The 13,450-nt window shown below is 35.7% G+C and carries 12 protein-coding genes and 1 pseudogene; 5 read left to right on the top strand and 8 right to left on the bottom strand.

Annotated features, from left to right (window positions below):
* Positions 1-39: 39 nt before the first annotated feature.
* Both D9842_RS16110 and D9842_RS16105 read right to left on the bottom strand, forming a co-directional pair.
* Entirely contained in the window at positions 40-1,101 is a 1,062-nt protein-coding gene (locus D9842_RS16110) for a sugar ABC transporter substrate-binding protein (protein ID WP_121663375.1), read from the bottom strand.
* Positions 1,102-1,128: 27 nt separating this feature from the next.
* Positions 1,129-2,838, bottom strand: a complete 1,710-nt coding sequence (locus D9842_RS16105; protein ID WP_121663374.1) for a methyl-accepting chemotaxis protein — start codon at positions 2,836-2,838, stop codon at positions 1,129-1,131.
* Positions 2,839-3,123: 285 nt separating this feature from the next.
* On the opposite strand from D9842_RS16105, the gene D9842_RS16100 reads away from it, so the two are divergent.
* Positions 3,124-5,175, top strand: a complete 2,052-nt coding sequence (locus tag D9842_RS16100) for a methyl-accepting chemotaxis protein (protein WP_121663373.1) — start codon at positions 3,124-3,126, stop codon at positions 5,173-5,175.
* Between the two features lie 70 nt (positions 5,176-5,245).
* Positions 5,246-5,323, top strand: a pseudogene (locus D9842_RS26350) (YjcZ family sporulation protein); the annotation flags it as partial.
* 138 nt (positions 5,324-5,461) lie between these two features.
* On the opposite strand, the gene D9842_RS16090 reads toward D9842_RS26350, so the two are convergent.
* On the bottom strand, positions 5,462-7,369 hold the full coding sequence (locus D9842_RS16090; RefSeq protein ID WP_162987454.1) for a LysM peptidoglycan-binding domain-containing protein: 1,908 nt from the start codon (positions 7,367-7,369) through the stop codon (positions 5,462-5,464).
* A 148-nt stretch (positions 7,370-7,517) separates the two neighbouring features.
* Here D9842_RS16090 and D9842_RS16085 point away from each other — a divergent pair, with 148 nt between their 5' ends.
* From D9842_RS16085 to copZ, 3 genes are all read left to right on the top strand, one after another.
* Positions 7,518-7,808, top strand: a complete 291-nt coding sequence (locus D9842_RS16085; protein ID WP_121663370.1) for a DUF3817 domain-containing protein — start codon at positions 7,518-7,520, stop codon at positions 7,806-7,808.
* A gap of 126 nt (positions 7,809-7,934) precedes the next feature.
* Complete coding sequence (locus D9842_RS16080; RefSeq protein WP_121663369.1) at positions 7,935-8,261, top strand: metal-sensitive transcriptional regulator; 327 nt, start codon at positions 7,935-7,937, stop codon at positions 8,259-8,261.
* 13 nt (positions 8,262-8,274) lie between these two features.
* Positions 8,275-8,481, top strand: a complete 207-nt coding sequence (gene copZ / locus D9842_RS16075; protein ID WP_121663368.1) for a copper chaperone CopZ — start codon at positions 8,275-8,277, stop codon at positions 8,479-8,481.
* 44 nt (positions 8,482-8,525) lie between these two features.
* Here copZ and D9842_RS16070 read toward each other — a convergent pair whose 3' ends face one another.
* From D9842_RS16070 to D9842_RS16050, 5 genes are all read right to left on the bottom strand, one after another.
* Positions 8,526-9,185, bottom strand: coding sequence for a PspA/IM30 family protein (locus D9842_RS16070; protein ID WP_121663367.1), 660 nt, complete (start codon positions 9,183-9,185; stop codon positions 8,526-8,528).
* Positions 9,185-9,673, bottom strand: coding sequence for a hypothetical protein (locus D9842_RS16065; protein WP_121663366.1), 489 nt, complete (start codon positions 9,671-9,673; stop codon positions 9,185-9,187). Before D9842_RS16065 ends, D9842_RS16070 begins: the two co-directional genes overlap by 1 nt.
* Positions 9,674-9,877: 204 nt before the next feature.
* The gene (locus tag D9842_RS16060) at positions 9,878-11,230 is read right to left on the bottom strand and encodes a sensor histidine kinase (protein WP_162987453.1); all 1,353 of its coding nucleotides are present in this window, start codon (positions 11,228-11,230) and stop codon (positions 9,878-9,880) included.
* A gap of 16 nt (positions 11,231-11,246) precedes the next feature.
* Positions 11,247-11,921 carry a response regulator transcription factor gene (locus tag D9842_RS16055; RefSeq protein ID WP_121663364.1) on the bottom strand — a complete coding sequence of 225 codons (675 nt, stop codon included), beginning with the start codon at positions 11,919-11,921 and terminating at the stop codon, positions 11,247-11,249.
* Between the two features lie 91 nt (positions 11,922-12,012).
* Positions 12,013-13,305 (bottom strand): MFS transporter, encoded by a 1,293-nt coding sequence (locus D9842_RS16050; protein WP_121663363.1) that lies wholly within the window; start codon positions 13,303-13,305, stop codon positions 12,013-12,015.
* Positions 13,306-13,450 lie beyond the last annotated feature (145 nt).

Here is a 13,450-nt window from a genome sequence, read left to right as displayed (position 1 = left end):
CACCAGCGTCTTTCTGATTATAAAAAGTTTCCTATAACCTTACTTTCCATAAATATCTTCTTTAGCTAAGTAGCCATCTTTCACAACAGTTGAATCAATTGTCTCCTTCGTTACGGCAGTAGGCTCTAATAGAATCGTAGGAACTTCTATTTTATTATTATTAATGGTAGTATCCGTTTTTGGATTTTCTCCTTTAGCAACCTTAAACGCCATTTCCGCTGCCTGGGTCGCAATCACATTAATCGGTTTGTAAACCGTCATCGTTTGAGTGCCTTCAACAATACGTTTAATACCGTTTAATTCAGCATCCTGTCCTGAAACGGGGATTTTGCCTGCTAGCCCGACAGCTTCTAGTGCTGAAATAACTCCACCTGCAGTTCCATCATTTGCAGCAACCACTGCATCTACTTGATTACTTGATTTTTTTAATGCTTCTTTCATATTTTGTTCAGCAACTTTCGGATCCCATCCATCTGTATACTGATCTGCTATTAAGGTAATGTCTCCCTTATCAATTAATGGCTGTAGAACTGACATAGCGCCTTTTCTAAACAAAATAGCATTATTATCTGTTTCTGCACCACCAATATACGCAAACTTCCCTTTTGAGGTGTTCTTTACAATTTCGGTTGCTTGTAAAACACCTACTTTTTCATTATCAAAGGAAATATAGTAATCTAGGTTACTCTTAGTAATAAGTCGATCATAGGATATGACTTTTATATTATTTTCATGAGCAAGTTCCACAATCTTTGCCGCTTCTTCTGCATTATGTGGGACAACAACTAAAACATCAACGCCTTCTTCAATTAACAATTGAGCTTGTTTTAGTTGAACAGCATCATGACCATTGGCTGCAAGAGTTTTTACTTGTCCACCTAATGACTTAATATGTTCCTCAAATAATTGCTTATCTTTGTACCATCTTTCTTCTTCAAGAGTATCTAATAAAAATCCAACGTAAGGGACATTGTCATTTGTAATAAGTTTACCTGCTGTTTTTGTTGATGTTGCTTTTTCTGTTGACGAGCAGGCTGTAGTTATGAGTACAACAAAACAAAGGAGCAGACTTAAGCTTGTTTTTTTGTAGTATCTAAGCACCTTGTGACCTCCATCTTTTAGTTTGACTTAAACCTTAAATTTACCAATCATCTCATTCATTCGAACCACCATTTTTGATAGCGTGCTTGCACTTGTTGAAATAGTATCAATTGATTGCGTTTGTTCGAAGATAGCAGCAGAGATTTCCTCTGACCCTGCAGCTGATTCTTCAGATATGGCTGCAATTTGTTCAACGGATTGATTGATTTCTTGACTTGTTTGTTCAAAATAATGAAAAGCTGATGAGATATTTTTTACACGATTTGTCATATCGTAAACTTTTTCCTTAATATCTGAGAAGTACTTACCTGTTACTTCAATTTGTTCCGTTCCTTCATTTACCTTTTGAAACCCACTATTTAGTTCATTTGATATTGATGTTGTCTCCTCTTTAATACTAGTAACAATAGAAGTAATGTTTTCAATTGAAGCTGTTACTTCGTTTGCGAGTTTCTTAACTTCTGAGGCTACAACAGCGAAGCCTTTCCCGCTTTCTCCAGCTCTTGCTGCTTCAATTGAGGCATTAAGTGCGAGAAGATTTGTTTGCTCTGCAATTGATTTAATGACTGTAACAAGCTCTGTGATTGATTCCGTTTTCAATTCAAGGTTTTTCACTTTTTCAACCGATCGTTCAACGATCATATGAATAAGCTTCATTTGCTCTAAAGAACTCTTCATCTGCTGATCGCCGTTTACAGATACTGTTAACATGTCATCGGAAAACTGCACCAATTTGCTTCCGTCCTGATTCATTTCAATTAAACGATTACTGAATTCCTTAATATGTTCAGAGATATCTGATACTTCGTTTGCTTGGTTGTTAACACCTGAGGCTAATTCATCAATTGTATTTGCCACCTGTGTGCTGCCTTGTTTTAGTTCTGAGGCAGATTCAGCAAACGCGGAACTTTGATGATCAACATCTGAAGCGATATGAGAAACTTCTAAGATCATTTCTCTTAAACGACTACCCATGTGATTAATTGCTTGAGACAGCTTTCCAATTTCATCATTTCCATCATTCGTTAGAGGTTCAAACGTTAGGTTACCACCTGCAATTTCTTCACTTGTTAAAACCAATTGATTTAAATGTGATGAAATTTTTCTGCTAATGAAAATGAGTAAGATAGTTGAAACGATAATCGCTACGGCGACTGAGATCATTAATAATTTGATCGTAGTAGATATGGCATTTTGTGATTCTGTTAAAGAAGTTCTGTTAGATTCTGTTGCGATTGTTTTTAACTGTTCGCTTAATTCACTAGTTTCATTTTTTAATGAGCTAGCATCTCCTTGTAGCTTGTTAAATTCTTCTGAATTAATTTGTTGGACATTCGGTACAATCGTACTAAAGAAATAATCATCTAATTTATGATTGTTTTCGATGATTTTATTAAAAATGTCAATTTGTTCTTTGTTTGTTAATTGAGCTTTTAACTTTTTTGCAATGTCAACAAATGTTCGGCTGTCTTCTAAATAATTCATTAGTCTTTCTTCATCAGCAAGAAGTAAATATTCTGGAATTTGACTGTACTTCTCATGATAAAGAGAAGCCAAGTCTGAACTATATAAAGCTATTTCATTTTTTGCTAATGAATGGTCAATTGTTTGACTTGTTTTATTAAGCAATCCGTACGTAATAAAAATTGAAACTAGAAAGGTAACAATGACAACTAAAAATACGTAAAAGTACTTGCCTCCAATCTTGGTGTTTTTCCATCTAAGATGATTGAACAAAGAAATCCCCCCAAAAAATGTTTTATATTAGATTTTATCGACAGTATTCTACAATTGTTTATAGGAATAGAGTACTACAGACAGTTATGCGTAAGTTTAAGCGTAACCATGATAATTCTCCTAGAAAAGAGAGAAAATATTAAAATATTATGAAAAATTTGGTCGAAATATAGTATAATTGAAAGCGAATACATAATTGTTAGAAAAAGATTAGGAATTTTGTCTTTGTAATAAATTTTACATGTCTTTTCCTAACAATTTAAATTAAGAAGGGGGGAGAAAGAGATGATGGAACGAATAAAGAGTAGAATAAAGCGGACGTCATCAAGAGAAGAAGCTTCCAAGAAAAAGAGAAAGAGTGTAATAAAAACGCCTCATTTTTTGAATGGGATGACACTTAAATCAAGAATTATCATGTTTTTGCTTTTATTTACGATTATTCCTAGTTTGATCATTGGAAACGTTGTTTACTTTGTATCGAGGAATACAATTGAAGATAAAGTTTCTACTATGAATGAAGATATTAGTGTACAGGTAACAAAAAATGTGAATAACTCATTAAAAGAGATTGAAAATTTAACGTTAGTGCCTTTTTCAAATTTAGAGCTAATGGAAAAATTTGAATCAGTAGAAGGATTAACAGATTATGAGAAGTTCCTTTTGCATAAAGATGCGGTAGTCTTTTTTCTAAGCATTACTTCAACTAATAACAATGCAAAAGCCATGTTTTTTATTAATGAGGAAAAAACGATCTTTGGAGACGAGGGTCATGCAAAAGATACTAATATTGAGAGTATAAATTCTACTCTTTCGGAAGAAGTTCAAAATCTATCAAGAGGTGTACTTTGGAAGTCAGGTATAGATGGTAATTACGAAAACGTATATTTATTTCGTAAGTATAACCGCACGGGAACTCTAATCCTTGTTGCTAATGGAACACTTTTTGAAAAGGTGTTTGAAAGTGACCTTGATGTCTCTTCGAGAGAAATAACGATCTTCAACGAAGATGGTATGGTGATTTCAAGTAATAAAGAAGAATTAATCGGAACAAAATTTGAAGATCATAAAAATGCACAAGACAATTTAATTTCTATTAAAGAAACTGAAAATGGCTGGAATGTAGCAGTATCCACTTCTAAATCTTATTTAATGAAAGAAATTCAAAACGTACTTTATTTGGTATATATCATTATTTTTGCGTTTGTCTTATTATCTGTTTTTGTTAGTATCTTTTTAGCAAGAAGCATGATTAAACCAATTCATCGAATCGTCGAGATTATGAAGGAAGCTGAAAAGGGAGACCTTACCCATCGTGCGGATTATTTATATAAAAACGAAGTAGGTCAGCTTGGAACGAGCTTTAACAATATGATTGATAATATAACAATCATGATAGAAGAAAATAAAAAGGTTTCTGCTTATGCTGTTAACCGTTCGAATGATCTAAAACGTATCGCTTCAGAATCTGCATCCGCCTCAGAACAAATTGCAACAGCAATTGATGAGGTGGCTAGAGGAGCAGTTAGTCAGGTTGATTATTCAGAGAAAACAAATCGTGAAATGAAGGAGCTATCAAGTGAAATCAACGAGGTAGCAGGAAATATGGTTAAAGTTTCATCGATTACTGAAACAACGAAAAAGTTAAGTAGTCAGTCAATCGAAACGATTAAAGAATTAACAAAGAAAAGTGAAGAAATGGGCACAAATATTGGCCAGGTTGACACAACGATGGACAAATTAAATATAGAAATAGCCCAGATTAAGGACATTGTCGAAATGATTAAGAGCGTAAGTGAAGAAACCAATCTACTCTCACTAAACGCAAGTATTGAGGCTGCAAGAGCAGGAGCAGCAGGTAGAGGCTTTGCAGTAGTAGCTGAGGAAATCCGTAAGCTTGCTGATCAAACGAAAAGCTCTTCTTTACGAATTGAAACTGTTATTACTAGTATTTTAAGTCAAACGAAACAATCAGTTGAGCTTGTCAAAACGACGATTGCACTATTTAAGGAGCAATCGACTTCCATCCATGATACTCAACAAGCATTTGAAAATATTTTATCTGGTACCGACTCAATCATAAATGAAATTGATTATATTGAAGAGTCAATCAGCAAAATTAATAGTAATAAAGAAAAAGTTGAAAAGGCAATCAGTGAAATGGTCGGAGTAGCTGAAGAATCTTCTGCCACAACGGAGGAAGTAACGGCTACGACGGAAGAACAAGCAGCTGCAGCTGAGGAATTGGGCGATCTTGCCTCATCTTTATCCAAAACAATTCACGAGCTTGAGAACACGATTCATAAGTTTAAAGTTAAAGAAGCAAAAGAAGACTACTAGTCAAATGCCTAGATCACTTTTAGACGTTTTACATATTGTATTAAGGTAAATCATCTGGAGGTGAACTAGAATGAGTGGTACAGTAGGATATGGCGGCGGCTTTGCTTTACTAGTCGTTTTATTTATTCTTTTAATTATTGTTGGAGCTGGTGGCTTCACTGGTGGATACGGTGCAGGTTATGGTGCGGGTTATCCAGGTTATGGATATGGCTGGTACTAATTAATGGAAAGGGGCTATTAGGCCCCTTTTTTCTATGCCTTGAGCTCAACGGTATATTAGTTATCTTTATTCAACACCGGCAGCTATACGGATCTTTTCTTGGTGGTAAGGATCAATCTTACCATCTTTATGTCTTGTGGAGTCTTTAAAATGAATATCAAAATGCCCATTAATGCCATTATTTCGTACGTAGTCTACATCATGGGGATAAAAGCTCATACTTGCAGCAATTTTACGGCCGTCAACTTCAACGATTACAGCACGTGTGGACCAGCTAAAGCCTCCCCATATACTTTTGGCTATATTTGTATCAGTTGTTGTTAGTGTTTCACTGTCAGCATGATTGGCTCCAACTGTACGCTTTACTTTAAAAGATTTGCCTGTCTGAAAATCAATGACTGTTGCAACCTTGCCAATAGGAAAAACATATTGTGCCTCTGTCCACCACGTTAAATATTCTCCATGTCGTTCACTAACTGTATTTTGCACTGCAATTTGATGTACAGGAATTTTTAGTTTTTGCCCGATTGATAATCTACTTGATGTTGTTAGATTATTTGCTCTTAAAAGCTCTGCTTGAGGTATGCCATATTTTACACTAAGGTTCCAAATATTATCACCTGACTGAACAATATGTGTACGATAAGTAATGGAGCTTTCGGGTGTTGCAGAAGCGGTCCCGTTCGTGCTGTTAATGGTAAGAACTTGACCAACAGCAAGGTTTGTACTATTTAAATGATTTATTCTAATCATTTCTTCTGTTGTCGTACCATGCTCTTTAGCAATTTCAGAAAGAGTGTCACCACTTTTAACTACATAGTTAATCGTTGTTGGCTGCTTTTTTAATTGTAGAGTTTGCCCTAAGTAAATCGTATCAGATGTTAGGTTGTTTATTTCTTTTATAAAGGAGACTGATAGCCCAAATGCTTTTGCGATACCGGAAAGAGTATCACCAGCCACAACCTTATAGGTACCAGAGGCTGTTTCATTTTCTACAGTTGACTTAGCTTCACTTGATTTAGCTTCACTTGATGACGGAATGAGTAGCAATTGACCAAGATAAATGATATCTGTTGTTAAAGAATTTTGTTTTTTTATAGCCTCCACATTAGTATTAAATTTTTTTGCAATAACAGATAAACTATCACCACTCACCACAGTATATTTTGTTATTTCTTGTGATGGTTGGGTTGTTACTGGTGGGAGTTCAGTTGCTTTTCCTGGTACATTTAATGTTTGTCCCACTCTAATGATGTCAGTTGTCAAAGAATTAGCTTCTTTTATAGATAAGACAGTTGTTTGAAACCTTTTAGCAATTACTGACAAAGAATCACCTGACTGAACAATGTAGGTGCTTGTTTCTGACTTATTGGTTGTAGACGATGGCAAAGTTGATACTGTATCGGATACAGGAACATATAAAGATTGTCCAAAGTAGATCACGTCTGATGTTAGGCTGTTGAGTTGTTTAATTCGATCAATTGTTGTTCCAAATTGCTTTGCCAGTCCCGAAAGTGAATCACCTGATTTTACATCATATTTAAGTAGCGGAATTATTAATACTTGTCCAACTTTGATGGTATCAGTTGTTAATTGATTAAATGATTTTATTTCATTTGTTGTTAAATGGTACTTTTTTGCTATAAGACTTAATGAGTCACCACTTTTAACGGAATACGTTAGAGTATTTAGCAAAGTATGATCTTGAGTTGCAGCTTTAACAGTTGTTTTAGATTGTGTTAAAGATGTAAAAGAGAACATCCCTATAAGTATTCCACCTGCAACGATTTTGATGGCATTAATCTTTAAATTAGGAAACCGTTGCTTTGCATACTCACTGATTTCATCTTGATGTGTTGCTGTACCTGATGTTCCTAACTCATTTGCAAACTCAGTATCAAAATCTGAAACATAAAGAGTGAGGATAACACCTTCACTTTGTTTCTCAATACCATATTTATGTAAAAAGTTCATAGAAACACACCTCCCTTTATAGTATGGAAAAGGAAAAATTTCTTTATCCATAGAACAAGCAATGTTATGAAATTGTCAAACTTAATACCCTTATTTTTCCTAAGGACATGTATAATGGAACTATGTTGTAGAAAATGGAGTTGAGAGAATGTTTCATACCTCTTTAGGGTTACTACGTTTAACAGCAATTTTGGAAGGGATTTCATATTTGGTTCTTTTACTCATCGCTATGCCTTTAAAATATTTCTTAGACTTCCCATTTGCAGTTACGTTAGTAGGCGCAGTCCATGGATTTCTATTTATTGCTTACCTGCTTATGGTGGCAATTGTGAAGTTTAGAAAAGGGTGGTCCATCCTATGGGCATTGTGGGCTGTGTTGCTTGCCTTTATCCCATTCGGAACGTTTTATTTAGATAAGCAGCTACAAACAAAAAAATAGTACATAAGATAAGGCGGGCACAAATGGTGTCGGCCTTTTAATATAGACTTTTGCTAAGGGATTAACTAAATGATTTGTATAGTCCCTGGGGGTATAATAGAATAAGATACATAAGGAGGAGATTGGATGAGCTCAGAGAATGATTTTCAGGATTCGTGTCATCTTAATGAACAAAGGAACAGTCATCACTCAGAGAAAGTAAAGAAAAATTTAGTTACTCGTTTGAACCGTATTGAAGGACAAATTAGAGGCATCAAGGCACTAATTGAAAAAGATACTTATTGCGATGATGTGATTACTCAGATTTCTGCAACCCAATCGGCATTAAATAGTGTTGGGAGATTGCTATTAGAAGGTCACTTACGTACATGTGTTGTTGAAAAAATTCAAAATGGTGACGAGGAAATTATTGATGAGTTGTTAGTCACAGTTGGAAGGTTAATGAAAAAATAAGGAGTGTTTCAAGATGGAAACTGTCACAATTAAAGTAGAGGGAATGTCATGTCAACATTGTGTAAATAGCATAGAAGGCAGCGTAGGTAAATTAGAAGGGGTATCTACTGTAATGGTGGATTTGGATAGAGGTACAGTAAGTATTGATTTTGATCCGGAAAAAGTAACGAAAGATAAGATGAAGGATGCTATTGAAGATCAGGGGTATGATGTACTGTAATTGTAAAAAGTAAAGGGGCCTGTCGATAGCGGCCCCTGTAACTTTTACTCACTTTTTTTGTTCAGTGCTTCTTTGGCTTTAAGAAATTCTTCTTCAACTTCAATAGAACTGCTTTTTTCATATAGGGCGGTCTTTTCTGATAAGTAATCATGTGTTGCTGCTACAGCTTCTAGGTGTAAGACCTTGTCTTCCATTCTAGCAAATTCGTTCGCAATATTTTTAGACTGAAAAGAATAGACTTTACTATTAATTGTATTTGTTGTACTAGCAACATTTGCCCTAGAGATTAATAAGGACTGGCGATTTTTTAGATCTGCATAAGTTTCTTTTAAAGTAATGACTTGAGCTTTTATTTGGTTTGTTTGATTTTGAATGAACAAAAATTGATCTTCTAAAAGGGCTAGCTGCTTTTCTGAATCTAGACGATCTTGAATCGCTAGTTTAGCCATGTTGTCATTGTTTTTTTCTAGAGCTAATTGCTCTTGTCTTTTACGGTCTTCAATTGTCTGTTTCACTTGTTTAATTTGAGCCTCAAGCTTCTGCTCTAAGTAAAGTTGATTCGCTAATGCAGCCTGTGCTTTCTCCAGCTCAACTTCAAGGTCTCTACTATATTGCTTGACCATTTTAATAGGATCCTCCCGCTTGTCCAACACATCATTCATATCTGCTAAAGCAATCGTTTTTACTCGTTTAAAAATACCCATTATTTGTTTTCCTCCTTTTTAGTCGAGCGTTCCCATTCATCAAGAATGTTATTTGTTGAGGGGTAAGTTGAGTACGTAAAAATAGTCGGCTCATACTTGTAATCTGCAGTTGATTTCTTATTTTTTGTAGTGAAATAAACGGCAATGAATAAAATTGGAACTGCTAAAAGCAATGGTAGGATTGAAAACAATCCAATCGTTAGCAAAAGAATTCCAACCCACCTCTTGACGGTTCTACCATCTGCTTTTTTCCAAATCCACCAACCAATCATCATTAATCCTATGTGAAAAAGGAAGGGCAAGAAATTCAGGTTATTTAGGTAACCGTAAAACCAAAAAGTATGAGATCCACCACCACGTCCATATCCCATATGTGGTTGTATATAATGTAAGGTATGAAAGAAATGACCAATTACATTCAATACAATCGTGACAGAAACGAGAGCTAGAATACTTAATCCTATCCAAAATAAAGGACTCTTTTTCATATCCATTCACCTCCTTTTGATGTGTCATGCCTTGCTATGAATATTAATTTAATAGAGTTTGGTGAAAAGACGGTGAAAAATAGAGCCGAGAGGAATTTTTTTTATGCAAATCGAATCGTGGATAAACCATCAAGACTACAATGCAGGGTAAGTGGGGGGGATTTTAGTCAAATAAATAAAAAGCAGCTTGCAGGAGTTTCCACCCTACATGCTGCTTTTTAAAGGTAATTTCACGATAAACGTGCTTCCATCATTCAATTTACTTATAACAGAAATCTTTCCATTATGTAGATCAACAATCCATTTCGCAATGGATAAGCCTAGTCCATGACCTCCATGCTGTCTTGTTCTTGCTTTATCAACTCGATAAAAGCGTTCAAAGATATGTGGGAGTTCTTTTTCATCCATACCAATCCCATCATCTGAAACAGAAATGACGGCAGAATCCTTTTCAGAGGAAATCGATAACTGAACCCTGCCATTTTGCTGTGAGTATTTTATAGCATTATCAAGAAGTATGTAGAGTAACTGAGTTATTCGTTCTTTATTACCGAAAATTGTAAGAGAGGACACCCCTTCAAATTCAAGCTGTATATTTTTCTCAAGAGCATGAGGCTCAAAAGCTTGCACAGTTCGGTCCGCAACAGGCTGTATATCAAAAACCTCAAATGAAATCGCGTGTGGATCATCTGTATCAGAGCGCGCTAACAGAAGGAGATCGCCAACCAAGCCTGTCATTCGTTTTACCTCATCCTTTAGATTGCCGATCATCCTTGAGGACATATTGTTTCTCTGATCATCCTCCATTTCAAGGATGTCAAGAGAAGACATCATGACACTTAACGGAGTTCGGAGCTCGTGTGATGCATCTGCGACAAATTCCTGCTGCCTTCTAAATGCTGTGCTGATCGGCACCATTGCTCGTCTTGACATAACTCGGCTAAAGTAAAAAGCAATACCAGAAAAAATAAGTGCAGTGATTCCCAAGATAATAATTAAACCCCTTAATAGATCTGATAAATCCGTAATATTTTGACCGATATAAAGATATCCAACTAGCTGATTACGATCGTAAATTGGCATAGCAATCATCATGACTTTCAGATTTTGCTCCTTAGGAGTATAAGCTGAAAATTCCTCTTTATCTCGACCTCTACTTTCTCTGATAAATTTCTCATCAATGTTCACGGCCTCTGTCTTGATTTGCTCATCATTAGGATGCCAATCATTTATTAAAGGAAGAAATTTACCTTTAAGTAAAGAGAGCTGCTCATTTTGCAAAATTAATTCTCCTCGATTATTTACAACATAAAAGAAGAGTTGATTACTGTTTACTGACATAAACTGTGATTCATCTATACGAGTATTAGGACCATTGTTAAATGAAAGAAGCTGTTCAATGATGTCCTCCTCTTGAAGAGCCATTTCCCTTAATTCATTTTTCTCAGCTGTTGTTGACCATACATACACAATAGCATATAAAATGGTAATAAACAGTAGTAAGAACAGAAGGATAAGTAAGCTGTATTTTACCGTTAAGCTTTGTTGTGTTTTCATAAATAGATCTCTTTTATTACGTTTCAAGCTTATAGCCAACTCCTCTTATGCTCTGCAACCAATCGCCTTTTCCAAATGAAGACAGTTTTTTACGAAGCAGCTTTACTGTTGCATCTATCGTTTTATAGGAAACATCTGTTTCGGTTCCCCAGATTCGATCATAAATAATGTCTCGTGTAAGAACTTGTCCTTTATTTTGCACTAATAAATCCAGTAGCTGATACTCACGAGGTGTTAATTGAACAATCTGTTGATCAACTTGAAGTGTTTGACTTGTGCGATTAAGAATAAGTTCATCCAGTTTAAGAACTTCTTCACGTATTGGAGAAAAATTGCGGCGACCTAATGCTCTTATTCTCGCTAATAATTCCTCAATTTCGAAAGGTTTAACAAGATAATCATCTGCACCTGCATCAAGTCCCATCACCCTGTCCTGAATCGCATCTTTTGCTGTTAACATTAAAATGGCCCCACCATAACCTTCAACACGTAACTTTTTACAAACCTCAATTCCGTCTCCTCTAGGCATCATCCAATCTAAGATAATGACATCATAGTGTGAAGCTATTGCATAGTCATAAGCATCTTCACCATTCTCCACCCAATCAACTTGATATTTTCCCTTTTTTTTTAACATATATGTAGTAAGCTCACCAAGCTTTACATCATCTTCGGCTAATAATAAATTCACTTATGAAACTCCTCTCAAGAAAGCATTTTAACGTATTTTAGCATGATAAGGTGAAAAATAAGTGAAAACCCCCCGTAAAAGGAGGGATGTTTTAGTTCGTGAGTTGCTTCTTTACAGGTTGCTTAGCAGATAAAGAGGCAATTACTGCGACAATAGGTAATATCAAAGTAAATAGCAAGATTTCCTCATAACCTTTGAAAAAATCAAAGGCTACACCAAAAGGGAGGGGACCAAAAGCTGAGCCAATGACCATTACAGTCATGGCAAGACCTTTAATACTTCCAATATGTGTCCGACCATAATAGGATGGCCATACAACAGCAAGTGTAATTCGTTCAAGTCCACCGGTAATTCCCCAGATTACTCCGAAAATGATAGCCATTAAAAAGCTATCAGTAAACAGAAGAAGGATAATCATAATCACTTCACCAATAAAAACAGCTGCTAACAAAATATTAACCTTTACTCGTTCTAGAAGAAAGCCGGATATAAAGGAAATAGGAAAGCCGATAATGGCCATTAAGCTTAAAATCATTGCCGCTGTTGTTGGTTTTATTCCACCCTCCCCAAGAATTGAAACAAGATGAAACGTTAACCCGGTATTCACTAAAGCGGGAATGGCCACACAAAAAAGCAGGAGCCAAAAGGAGAGTGTTTTCCTTGCCTCTTGCAGTGTCCAATTTTCTTCGAGCTCAGGTTGATTCTCACCAGATGAACGTTGATTTTGGTTTATAATACTAGTATGGTCGGGTAACATCCCGATGTCCTCCGGTTTATTGCGAATAAAGAAAAAGGCAAGCGGTATAAAGAAGATTACTAGTAAAGTCCCCCAAACAAGCCATGTTGTATTCCAATCATAGTGTTTAATTAGCCAAGCATTAAGAATCGGAAAGGAGGCAGAGCTGATAAAACCGCCGATTGCCATGAAGCTAAAGGCACGTCCCCGATATTTGATAAACCATTGTGCGACTAATGTGTTGGGTAGCAAGGTCATGGACCCTTGACCAAATAAACGGATAAGAAAAAATCCAACAAAAAGCATAAACATATTAGTAACATTTGCGTTCCAAAAACATGCGATAGCTAACATAATCGAAATAATAACCACCATTTTTCGCTGACCATATTTATCGATTAAACGACCAATAAGAAATAGTAAAAGTCCTGCAAGTAAAGTGGCGGCCGAATAAATAGAAGAGACTGTCGAACGACTCCAATCAAAGTCCTTTATGTATTCATCAATGAAAAGAGATATGGAATAAGTTTGGCCAGGTCCTGAGAAAAAAACGCTGACCGCAGCAATGGCGACAATCACCCATCCATAAAAGAAACGCGTTTTAATCGGTGCTTTCTCAGATTGAGAAACTTGTTGTAAAAAAGACATGAAGATTCCTCCTTTGATAACGCTTTAAATTATACCAGCTTTAATAAGGAGTTATGAGTGATGTGATCAAAAAATCAGTAGAATGTTTCTATTAAAAGCTATATGATGAGGATAGCGACACCTTAATTTAAATGGAACGTGGGGA

The sequence above is a fragment of the Metabacillus litoralis genome (genome assembly GCF_003667825.1).
Classification (GTDB): Bacteria; Bacillota; Bacilli; order Bacillales; family Bacillaceae; genus Metabacillus; species Metabacillus litoralis_B.
The sequence above is the reverse complement of the archived record's forward strand: the minus strand, read 5'-3'. Positions and strand labels throughout refer to the sequence as shown.

What these genes read in the sequence shown, in the direction of transcription:
- D9842_RS16100 (WP_121663373.1), top strand. Translation starts at nt 3,124, where the DNA reads ATGATGGAACGAATAAAGAGTAGAATAAAGCGGACGTCATCAAGAGAA.
- D9842_RS16090 (WP_162987454.1), bottom strand. Translation starts at nt 7,369, where the DNA reads ATGAACTTTTTACATAAATATGGTATTGAGAAACAAAGTGAAGGTGTT.
- D9842_RS16085 (WP_121663370.1), top strand. Translation starts at nt 7,518, where the DNA reads ATGTTTCATACCTCTTTAGGGTTACTACGTTTAACAGCAATTTTGGAA.
- D9842_RS16080 (WP_121663369.1), top strand. Translation starts at nt 7,935, where the DNA reads ATGAGCTCAGAGAATGATTTTCAGGATTCGTGTCATCTTAATGAACAA.
- copZ (WP_121663368.1), top strand. Translation starts at nt 8,275, where the DNA reads ATGGAAACTGTCACAATTAAAGTAGAGGGAATGTCATGTCAACATTGT.
- D9842_RS16070 (WP_121663367.1), bottom strand. Translation starts at nt 9,185, where the DNA reads ATGGGTATTTTTAAACGAGTAAAAACGATTGCTTTAGCAGATATGAAT.
- D9842_RS16065 (WP_121663366.1), bottom strand. Translation starts at nt 9,673, where the DNA reads ATGAAAAAGAGTCCTTTATTTTGGATAGGATTAAGTATTCTAGCTCTC.
- D9842_RS16060 (WP_162987453.1), bottom strand. Translation starts at nt 11,230, where the DNA reads ATGAAAACACAACAAAGCTTAACGGTAAAATACAGCTTACTTATCCTT.
- D9842_RS16050 (WP_121663363.1), bottom strand. Translation starts at nt 13,305, where the DNA reads ATGTCTTTTTTACAACAAGTTTCTCAATCTGAGAAAGCACCGATTAAA.